This window comes from Streptomyces sp. LHD-70 (genome assembly GCF_031157275.1).
Lineage (GTDB): Bacteria > Actinomycetota > Actinomycetes > Streptomycetales > Streptomycetaceae > Streptomyces.
The window spans coordinates 200,146-209,164 of record NZ_JAVIFW010000014.1; the positions used below are offsets into that span (position 1 = coordinate 200,146).

Here is a 9,019-nt window from a genome sequence, read left to right on the forward strand (position 1 = left end):
CGCTACTCGCAGGCGATCCTCGACTGCGCCCAGTCCGCCAGCGCCACCGCGTCGAACTCCGTGTGCGGCTCGACGACCAGCTGCATCGTCCTGCGTCCGGTCAGGTCGACATGCACGGGCACCGCCGGGTCCCCGCCCCGCATCACCGGGGAGCTCCACAGGTGCTCCCCGTCGGCGAGCACCTCGAACCGCACCGCGCCGAGCCCGAACGTCATGTCGTCCACGCCCACGAGCGCGTCGTACGAGCTGCACGCGCGGTTGAGGTCGATGGTCAGCGAGGAGCGGGCGTGCACGGTCACGCCGTGGTCGTACCGCTGGCCGCCGATGTTCAGGCCCCGGCGCTGCCAGAACCAGCTGGACTCGCCCAGCCGCACCTCGGGCTCGGTGCCGTCGCCGAGGACGCTGTACTGCAGCTCGTTGACGGCGTAGATCCTCGGCTCCGCCGGCGGGGGCGGGGCGGGCTCCGACGGGCTGGGCTTCGGCGGCGGAGGCGGCGTCGGAGTCGGCGTGGGGGTGGGCGTCGGTGTGGGCGTCGGCGTCGGGGTCGGCTCCGGCGAGGGCTTCGAGGCCGGCGGCTTCGGCTGCGGGGACTCCGGCTCGGGTTCCGGCTTCTGCGGCTCGGCGGACCGGGTGGGGGTGGGCTTGGGCTTCGCCTCCGGCTGGGGTTCGCTGCCGGCGAGGGCGAGCGCCACCGCGACCCCGGCCGCGACGACGACACCCGCCGCGATACCGGCCTTCGCCGGGGCGCCGAGCCCCTCGGCCGCCGCGCCCCCCGCCGCACCGCCGGCCGCACCGCCGGCCGCACCGCCGGACGTGCCCCCCGCGGCCGCCGCCGCACCGGCCCCGGCGGCACCCGCGGCACTCCCGCCGAACAGCAGCCCGGCCTTGACGGAGTACCCGGCGGCGCCGAACCAGCCGATGACCGCGACCGGCACGAGCGCCGGGATGCCGCTCGCCAACTCCTTGATCTGGCCTGCCGCCAGACGGCACTTGGCGCACTCCTCCAGATGCCCCCGCAGACCGCGCTCGGCGCGCGTGCGCAGCCGCCCGCGGGCGTACGCCCCGAGCCGGTCCGCATAGCGCGCGCACTCGTCGTCCGACGCGAGCGAGACGCTCACATGGGCCTGCAGATACGCCTGCTTCAGGCCCTCGCGGGCCCGACTCGCCAGCTGCGCCGTCGCGTTGGGCGAGGCGTGCCCGAACAGCGGGGCCACCTCGCTCAGCGGGTCGTCCTCGACCTCCGTGTGCCACAGGACGGCCTGCCACTCCTCGGAGAGGCTGCGGAAGGCCTGCATCACCATGGACCGCTCGGCCTCGTGCATGGCCATCACGTCGGCGCCCAGATCCAGGGTGTCGTCGTCGGAGGCCTCCGAGGAACGCGAGGCCTGCGCCGCGAACACCGCGAAGTCCTCGACGAGCTGCTCCCGCTTCCCGGCCTTCGACCAGCTCGCCGCCACCCGCCGCACGGACGTCAGCAGATACGCGCGTACCGCGTACTCCGGGCCCGAACCGCCGCGCACCGCCTGCAACATGCGGGCGAACACCTCGGACGTCAGGTCGTCCGCGGTGTGGCCGTCCCGGCAGCACGTGCGCGCGTAGCGCCGGACCGCTTCCGCGTGGCGGCGGTACAGCTCCTCGTAAGCCGAGTCGTCGCCCGCGCGCATCCGGTCGATCAACTCGGGGTCGGACAGCGGGTCTTCGGCGGAGGAGAGCAGCTCGTCGGTCAGCGAGCCGTCAGTCAGTGAGCCGTCGGTCCGCGAACCGTCGGCCTGCGCGCCGCCCGCGGCTGCGGGACCGGCCGCCGAGGGATCCGTGCTCTCGCGCTGCGGAGGGACGCTGCCCGTGCTCCCGGAACCCGCCCCGGCCGTAGGTCCCGCGGGGCCGGCAGGGCCGCCCTGGCTCGGCACCTGGTGAGAGGGCTGCCCACCGGAGTCGACGTCTCCGCCGGAGAGTGGCTCGTCCCGCCCGTCAACGCCCATAGCGCGTAGCCCCCGCACAAACACTCAGACCGAACACCGGGAAAGAGTGTCACACGCGTCAACAGCGCCGAACCCCCGAATGCGGGCAACCACTCATCCGGGGCGCGTTACGGAAACACGGCACTACCGTTCACTCATTCGGGGCACACTGAACAGGTATGCCAGGAACACGAGTTGACCGTACGCGAACCACTACAGGCCCGATCTTTCCGGCCCCTGTCGCATTCCTGGCATTTCCGTAAGGCGTACCCAAGCCCCCGAAAGAGATCAGGCGGGCCGGGACCGCAGCCCTTCCAGAAGGATGTCGAGCAGCCGCCCCGAGGCCGCCGCCTGCTGCGCCGGATCGGGCAGCGAAGGCGCGGCCGTGGCTATCACGAGCAGCACGTCCGCGACGGTCACGTCCGCGCGCAGCGCATCCGCCGCCCGCGCCCGCTCCACCAGCTGCCCGACCACGTCGAGCAGCGCCGCCGTACCCGAACCCGCAGCATCCGGGTCCGTCTCCTGCTCCGGCGCCGGCCGCTGGTCCACGAGCTCCTGCTCCGGCGCCGGCCGCTGGTCCACGAGCCGCAGATCGGGCTGTGCCGCATGCCGCTGCTGCGGCACCCGCGCCGTGTCATCGGCCGACTGGGCCGAGCCCTCCTCGGCCACGCCCACCCGCAGCACCTGCGGCGGCAGCAGCCGGCCCGCGCCGGACGCCACCGACGTCCGCAGGAAGCGGGAGAGCGCCGACCACGGCTCGTCCTCCTGACCGAGCGCCGTCTGCGCCTGCTCGGTCAGCCGCGCGGTCTCCTCCTCGGCGATCCGCCGCACGAGGACGTCCTTGCTCGGGAAACGGCGGTAGACCGTCCCCACCCCGACCCGCGCCCGCCGCGCCACGTCCTCCATCGGCGCGCCGTACCCCAGCTCGCCGAAGACCTCGCGCGCCGCGCGCAGTACGTGCTCCAGATTGCGCTGGGCGTCCACCCGCAGCGGTGTGCTGCGCGCACCCTCCGCCGAACCGTGCCGCTGAGGCCCGTCCGCCGCCGCGAGAGCTGACGTGGAACCCCAATGAGAATCCTGAATGTGCATAAGCGTTCCCCCGGTAATGACGTCTCCCCCCGGAGACTTCCCCGCCTGACTGCCGGTGCACGAAGGGGGTCTGGCCGTGATCATCTCTGGTACTTCCCCCGCACCCCGATGACACACGAACATAGTTGAGGCGGAGTCAATTCAGAAGAGGCCCGTTCCGCACGGTGCGCCCCCCGATCGGAGTACGCACCGGTTCCGCCCCGATTGCACCCCCGCCCGAGCCGTCTAAGTCACACCCTGACCTGCGTATATCTCCAAAGCCGCGGAACACGCCGCGCGTCGCGGTCGCGCAGACTTCCGGTCACACAAATTGCCGGGCCTGTGGACAAACGCGCGGCCGCGGTGCGTCATGGACTGGTGATGGCTGCAAACACACGGGGGAGGGCCCCCGGATCCGCCCGGGCTCGCATTCTCGTCGTCGGCGGCGGCTACGTCGGCCTGTACACCGCGCTGCGGCTGCAGAAGAAGCTCAAACCCGAGCTCAGGCAGGGGTCCGTGGAGATCATGGTGATCACCCCCGACCCGTACATGACCTACCAGCCGTTCCTGCCCGAGGCCGCCGCCGGATCGATCTCGCCCCGCCATGTCGTCGTACCGCTGCGCCGCGTCCTCGACGGCTGCAAGGTCGTCATCGGCGAGGCCCGGTCCATCGACCACGCCAAGCGGACCGCGACCGTCGCCACCCTCGCCACCGAGGAGGAGGGCACCGGCTCCGTCGAGATCCCGTACGACGAACTCGTCCTCGCCCCCGGCTCCATCTCGCGCACCCTGCCCGTGCCCGGGCTCGCCGACTACGGCATCGGCTTCAAGACCGTCGAAGAGGCCATCGGCCTGCGCAACCACGTCATCGAGCAGATGGACATCGCCTCCTCCACCCGCGACCCCGCCGTCCGCGACGCGGCCCTCACCTTCGTCTTCGTCGGCGGCGGCTACGCGGGCGTGGAGGCGCTCGGCGAGCTCGAGGACATGGCCCGCTACGCCTCGCGCTACTACCACAACGTCAAGCCCGACGACATGAAGTGGATCCTCGTCGAAGCCTCGAACCGGATCCTGCCCGAGGTCGGCGAGGAGATGGGCCGCTACACCGTCCGCGAACTGCGCCGCCGCAACATCGACGTACGCCTGGAGACCCGCCTCGACTCCTGCCAGGACCGGGTCGCCGTACTCGACGACGGATCGCGGTTCCCCACCAGAACCGTCGTCTGGACCGCGGGCGTCAAACCCCACCCCGTGCTCGCCGCGACCGACCTGCCGCGCAACGGCCGAGGGCGCCTCAAGTGCACCGCGAAGCTCGCCCTGGACGACACCACGCACGCGTGGGCGGCGGGCGACGCGGCCGCGGTGCCCGACATCACGGCCGACGAACCCGGCACGGAGTGCGCCCCCAACGCCCAGCACGCCGTACGCCAGGCGAGAGTCCTCGCCGACAACGTCGTCGCCTCACTGCGCGGCCGGCCCCTGACGGACTACGCCCACAAATACGCGGGGTCCGTCGCGTCGCTCGGCCTCCACAAGGGTGTCGCGCACGTCTACGGGCGGAAATTGAAGGGCTACCCCGCCTGGTTCATGCACCGCGTGTACCACCTCAGCCGGGTCCCCACCTTCAACCGGAAGGCCCGCGTCCTGGCCGAATGGACCCTCGCCGGCCTCTTCAAGCGTGAAATCGTCTCCCTGGGCTCCCTCGAGCACCCGCGTGCGGAGTTCGAACTCGCGGCCGGAGGGGAGCGCCCGAAGGAGTCCTCCTGACCGGAGCCAGGAACTCCCCGCACCGCACCGGCGTCTGACGGATGTCAGTCCGGTCCGACAGACTGGACACGACCAAGGGCGAACCGCCCCTCGACTTGCACGAGGCATCCCCAGTGCCGTGTCTCGACCCAGAAGCGAACACACGAGGCCTAACGCAGTGAACTTCACGCGCTGGAGCGCCCGACTCCCCGGAACGCAACGCCGCGCCGCCGCACGATCCGACCGCGGATCCGTGCCCGCCGCCCGCGCCGAGCACCTGGTGGACGACACGGACGACGCCGCTCCCACGCCCGCCGTCGAGGACTTCCCCGTGCGCGGGATCCTCGACCGCGTCCCCGCCCTCGTCGCCCTCGTCCACGGCCCCGAGCACCGCATCGCGTACGTCAACGACGCGTACGCCGAAGCCTTCGGCCCCCGCCCCGTCGGCGCCCCCGCGCGCGAAGCCCTGCCCGAGCTGGCGGAGCTCGGCCTGCTTCCCCTGCTCGACCAGGTCCTGCGCAGCGCCAAGCCGCGCACGGTCAAGTCCCGCAAGGTCCCCGGCGGCAGGTCGTACACGTTCACGTGCACCCCGCTCGACACTCCCGACGGCGGCGGCGTGCTCGTCTTCGCGGCCGACGTCACGGACCAGGCCGAGGCCGCCGAGCGCCTGCGCGCCAGCGAACGCCGCCACCGCGAGGCCGCCGTCACCCTCCAACGCTCGCTCCTGCCACAGGAGTTGGAGGGCCCGGACGACCTGCGCATCGCCGCCACGTACCAGCCGGGCGGCACGGACGCCGCCGTCGGCGGTGACTGGTACGACGTGATCACCCTCGGCGGCGGCCGCACCGCCCTCGTCATCGGGGACGTCATGGGGCGCGGGGTGCGCGCCGCCGCCGTCATGGGCCAGCTCCGCACGGCGGTCCGGGCGTACGCGCGCCTGGACCTGCCCCCGCACGAAGTGCTGCAACTACTCGACGGCCTCGCCGCGGAGATCGACGCCAGCCAGATCGCCACCTGCGTCTACGCCATCCACGACCCGAACGAGGGCCGCCTCACCTACGCGTCCGCCGGCCACCTGCCGATCCTCGTACGCGACGAGGAGGGCGAGCTGCACCGCGCGGACGAGCCGACCGGACCGCCCCTCGGCACCGGCGGCTGGATGCACACGTCGGGCTCCCTGCCGTTCCCGCCCGGCGCCACCGCCGTGCTCTACACCGACGGTCTGGTGGAGCGCCGGGACGAGGACATCGACCAGGGAGTGGCCGCCCTGGAGCAGGCCCTGGCCGGTGCGACCGGCACCCCTCAGGTGGTCTGCGACCGCCTCATCCGCGCCCTGGGCGTGACCGCCGAGCACGACGACGACGTGGCGGTCCTGGTCCTCCAGCACCCCAAGCGCACGGGCGCCGACGCGGAGCGCTTCCGGGGCGCCGCACTCGAACTGCTCGGCGGCGTCGAAGCGGCACCACGCGCGCGTGCCTTCGCCTCCGGCGTCCTCGCCAGCTGGCGCTTCCCGACGGAGCTGCACGACCTGGGCGTCCTGGCCGCCAGCGAGCTCGTCGCGAACTCCCTGCAGCACGGCACCCCACCGATGCGCCTCAGACTCCGCCGTACGGACCGCCGCCTGATCGTGGAGGTCACCGACGGAGACGACCACCTGCCCCGCCGCCGCAGAGCGGAACCGGCCGACGAAGCGGGCCGAGGCATCGCCATCGTCGCCACGATCGCGTCCTCCTGGGGCTCCCGCCGCACCCCGGGCGGCGGCAAGGCGGTCTGGTGCGAGTTCGCCCTGCCGCGCGAATGACCCGTACGCCCGTCAGACGCCGGCCACCTCGTGGGCGGGCCTGCCTTCCCGTACGACCAGGCTCTTCTTCTCGGCCCACGGGTGGTTCTGCGCCGGAGTGAGCGACCGCCCGAGCTTCACGGCGAGCACCGTGATGCCGAGTGAGAAGAGCACGAACAGCACGATGTACGGACCGTGCAGTGAGGCCCCCATCGGCCCGCCCACCGCGGGCCCGACCGCAAGAGCGAGCTGCTTCACCAGGGCGAAGGCCGAGTTGTACTGCCCGACCATCCCGTCCGGCGCCAGATCCGCCACAAGCGGCGCGACGGTCGGCGACAGCATGGCCTCACCGATCCCGAACAGCGCGTACGTGGAGATGAACGCGGCCGTCGCCATGGCCTGGCTCCCGTGCCCCAGGCCCGCGTACCCGGCGAAGACCCAGGCCACGGCCCAGATCAGCCCGACCGCCGCGATCACCCGCGAACGCTTGCGCCGCTCGACGAACTTCAGCACCAGGAACTGCGCGAGCACGATCGCACCCGTGTTGGCGGCAAGGGCGATGCCAAGGGTGGACGGCGAGATCCCCGCCGCCTCGACGCCGTACGCGGACAGACCGGACTCGAACTGCCCGTAGCAGGCGAAGAAGAGCACGAAGCCGAGCACACACAGCTGCACCATGGCCCGGTTGCCGAAGAGCCGCTTCCAGCCGCCCTTGGCCTGCGGCGTGGCATCGCCGATACGCGGCTGCGCCGGCAGCTTCACCGTGGCCATGATCGCGACGAGCACCAGGAACATGCCGGCCTCGATACCGAAGAGCAGAGTGAAGTCACCGGGACGCTCGCGCTTCACGATCTGCCCGCCGATCAGACCGCCGACGCCGAGGCCCAGGTTCTGCAGGAAGAACTGCATGGCGAAGGCGCGCGTACGCGTCTCGGGCGTCGAGCACTCCACGATCATCGTGGCCAGCGCCGGCTGCATCACGGCCTGCCCGGCACCGAGCAGCGCGGCCGAGACGAGCACCAGCTGAGTGTTCGCGGCGAGCCCGAGGCTCATCGCGCCGATCGCGGCGGTCACCAGGGCGGCGAGCAGCACAGGCAGTGGACCCCGCCGGTCGACGGCACGACCGGTGAACGGCAGCACGACGAGCGCGGCCACGGCGAAGACGGCGAGCACGAGACCCGCCGTCGTAGGACCGAGTTCCCGCACCTGCGCCACATAGACGTAGAGGAACGGAACCGTGAAGCCGAGACCGAACGCACTCAGCGCGTTGCCCACGTGGATCCGGCGCATCGCAGCGCCCATCGCCCTGGTCACTTTCACCTGCCTTAGGAGTCGCTTCAGGAGTTAGACCTGAAGACTTAGAAGCTAAAGTTCAGACCTAAAGAGTACGGCCCGAAGGTCTTTAGTGCAAAGTCGCAGCGTGCGATACTGCCGGGCATGGGTGACACCGCCGACGCCACAGCACCGCCCGAGCCGACCCTCGAGGAGCAGATCGCCGCGTACCAGCGCGAGTTCAGCGACCTCGACCCCCAGGTCGAGCAGGTGGTCTCCGCGCTCGGCCGCCTCAACCGCCGCATGAACGTGGCGTACGGCCGCCAGACGGCGACGCTCGGCATCAGCAACGCGGAGTGGGAGGTCCTGAAGGCCCTCGTCCTCTCCGGCGCCCCGTACCGCCTGGGCCCCGGCGAGATCGCCAAGCGCCTCGGCCTCACCCCGGCGGCCATGACCCACCGGATCGACCGCATGGTCGCGGAGGGCCTCGTGACCCGAGACCGCGACGAGTCGAATCGCGTACGAGTGATCATCGAGCTCACGGACACGGGCCGGGAGAAGTGGCTGGAGGCGATGCGCCTGGCGACGGTCTTCGAGGAGGACCTGCTGCAGGACCTCTCCGGAGATGAGCGTGGACTGCTCGGCGAGCTGCTGACCAGACTGCTTCGCCGGGTCGAGGACGCCCAGCCGGACGCCGGCGGTCGGCTCAGCGATCTTGAGTGAACCCGAGGTTGACAGCCCCTGTCCGGATCCGTAAAGTTCTTCGGGTTGCCACGGAGCCGTAACGGTTCTGCGGCGGCACCTCTCGCCGCGAGAGCGGCACACCAAACTCAGCACGATCTCCCAACGGGATCAATTTCGGCATGCCCGGAATTGAATTCGTGGCCCGATTTTGAACGGCCGGGGAAATCCACTAGAGTTTGATCGTCGGAACGGCCCAACAGCCGCAAAGACAAACCCAGTTGACTGGGAATCAGGCCCGAAAGGATCTGATAGAGTCAACACCGCCGAAAGGCCCGGAAGGGCCGGAAAGCACAGGGTCAATATCCCGCTAACGCGGGGCGGCCCCCGACGGAAAATCGGACACGAAAGAGTCTGATAGAGTCGGAAACGCAAGACCGAAGGGAAGCGCCCGGAGGAAAGCCCGAGAGGGTGAGTACAAAGGAAGCGTCCGTTCCTTGAGAACTCAACAGCG

General features: G+C 71.2%; 6 protein-coding genes. 3 read left to right on the forward strand and 3 right to left on the reverse strand.

What is annotated here, in order from left to right; translation table 11 throughout:
* Positions 1-2: 2 nt before the first annotated feature.
* Entirely contained in the window at positions 3-1,979 is a 1,977-nt protein-coding gene (locus RCO28_RS26545; protein WP_308943777.1) for a sigma-70 family RNA polymerase sigma factor, read from the reverse strand.
* A gap of 267 nt (positions 1,980-2,246) precedes the next feature.
* Complete coding sequence (locus tag RCO28_RS26550) at positions 2,247-3,047, reverse strand: helix-turn-helix domain-containing protein (protein ID WP_308943778.1); 801 nt, start codon at positions 3,045-3,047, stop codon at positions 2,247-2,249.
* A gap of 360 nt (positions 3,048-3,407) precedes the next feature.
* Here RCO28_RS26550 and RCO28_RS26555 point away from each other — a divergent pair, with 360 nt between their 5' ends.
* Together RCO28_RS26555 and RCO28_RS26560 are read left to right on the forward strand one after the other, a co-directional pair.
* On the forward strand, positions 3,408-4,793 hold the full coding sequence (locus RCO28_RS26555; RefSeq protein WP_308943779.1) for an NAD(P)/FAD-dependent oxidoreductase: 1,386 nt from the start codon (positions 3,408-3,410) through the stop codon (positions 4,791-4,793).
* 157 nt (positions 4,794-4,950) lie between these two features.
* On the forward strand, positions 4,951-6,573 hold the full coding sequence (locus RCO28_RS26560) for a SpoIIE family protein phosphatase (RefSeq protein WP_308943780.1): 1,623 nt from the start codon (positions 4,951-4,953) through the stop codon (positions 6,571-6,573).
* A 12-nt stretch (positions 6,574-6,585) separates the two neighbouring features.
* On the opposite strand, the gene RCO28_RS26565 is transcribed toward RCO28_RS26560, so the two are convergent.
* Complete coding sequence (locus RCO28_RS26565; protein ID WP_308943797.1) at positions 6,586-7,854, reverse strand: MFS transporter; 1,269 nt, start codon at positions 7,852-7,854, stop codon at positions 6,586-6,588.
* Between the two features lie 135 nt (positions 7,855-7,989).
* Between RCO28_RS26565 and RCO28_RS26570 the strand changes: the two genes are divergently transcribed.
* The gene (locus RCO28_RS26570) at positions 7,990-8,547 is read left to right on the forward strand and encodes a MarR family transcriptional regulator (protein WP_308943781.1); all 558 of its coding nucleotides are present in this window, start codon (positions 7,990-7,992) and stop codon (positions 8,545-8,547) included.
* The last annotated feature ends 472 nt before the right edge of the window (positions 8,548-9,019 follow it).